Here is a 1,151-nt window from a genome sequence, read left to right as displayed (position 1 = left end):
TAATACCAATTCAAAAAATGTTTGCGACAGATAAGGCATTAAGGATGAAGTCGTAACCAGCCAAAGAAGCAGCAATTTGAGGAGTTAGATCGGCCAGAAGTTGAGCAACTTTAGTTCGCAAACTCTCTAAGTTATCAAATAACTCCCACTTCAAGTCCTGCTTAAGATGTTCCCAAATTCGTTCAATTGGGTTGAGTTCAGGCGAATGGGGTGGTTGAAACAACAACACAATGTTTTCTGGGACTTGTAAGCGTTTGGCTTTATGAAACAAGCCATTGTCAACCTGAAGAACGTTAAGCGAGTTAGGATAGCAGGCAGCGAACTCGTTCAAAAATTGCTGGTAGCATTCAGTATCAACATGAGAGAACTGCCAAAACAAACTTTCACCTGTAAGCGGTTCGACTGGGACCTATAGCCAAAATGCTTTAAACTGCCATTGCCATTCACCAATGGGTTTCACCCCAGGTAAGGTAATCTTGCGTCCCTCGATGGTTTTTAGTCCAAATCTACTTTCATCTTGTACAAAATAACGGATATTTTCGTACTCGGGTAACATGATGCTGGCATATTGACTAATTAGTTGCAGATCGTTGGCAAGGTTTTTTTAAAAGCCTCAAGTTTCTCTTTGTCTTGCTTTCGGTTACGCGGACGTGGAACTTTGAGCTTTGCTTTAAGCCTGTAACGTGCCAGATGATGTACAGTTGCGTACTCGGCTTGCACACCCAAGGTGATATCCAACCAATGTTGTATTTGTGTGTATCGTTGGAACCCACCTTCTGGTTCTTCGAGTTGTTTTTTTAAACTCGATACTGCCCAATCTGGTATTGCTCTTTTTCGACCTGAACTCGTTCCAAATTCAACAACCGCCTCAATTCCTCTTTCTCGATAATCTGCCAACCATCGATGTACTGTACCTCGATGTTTTCCCAATATTTTAGCGATCGCACTCACACTCATTTCTTGCCCTTTAATCAGATATAGGGCTTGTATACGTTCTTTGAGTCGAGCATTTTTCTGTTGGCGAACTAACCCTTCGAGTTCTTCAACACTTTCTTGAATATCGATATGCACTACCCCTGTCATCACTCACCCAGAATGCTACCTATACTTAGATTTACCATCTGTCGCATTCTTTTTTCAAATTGGTATAA

General features: G+C 41.5%; 3 protein-coding genes. All 3 read right to left on the bottom strand.

Annotated features, from left to right (window positions below; all coding sequences use genetic code 11):
- Window positions 1–10: 10 nt before the first annotated feature.
- The 3 genes from BV372_RS25955 to BV372_RS25950 are packed head-to-tail and all read right to left on the bottom strand — an operon-like array spanning window position 11 to window position 1,083.
- Complete coding sequence (locus BV372_RS25955; protein WP_143845294.1) at window positions 11–379, bottom strand: transposase; 369 nt, start codon at window positions 377–379, stop codon at window positions 11–13.
- Between the two features lie 30 nt (window positions 380–409).
- The gene (locus tag BV372_RS36680; protein ID WP_179198238.1) at window positions 410–556 is read right to left on the bottom strand and encodes a hypothetical protein; all 147 of its coding nucleotides are present in this window, start codon (window positions 554–556) and stop codon (window positions 410–412) included.
- 20 nt (window positions 557–576) lie between these two features.
- Window positions 577–1,083, bottom strand: a complete 507-nt coding sequence (locus BV372_RS25950) for a helix-turn-helix domain-containing protein (protein ID WP_086689376.1) — start codon at window positions 1,081–1,083, stop codon at window positions 577–579.
- Window positions 1,084–1,151: the final 68 nt, after the last annotated feature.

The organism is Nostoc sp. T09 (assembly GCF_002154695.1).
In the GTDB taxonomy this organism is placed as follows: domain Bacteria; phylum Cyanobacteriota; class Cyanobacteriia; order Cyanobacteriales; family Nostocaceae; genus Aulosira.
Note: the sequence above shows the minus strand (reverse complement) of the source record. Positions and strands in the feature narration are given on the sequence as shown.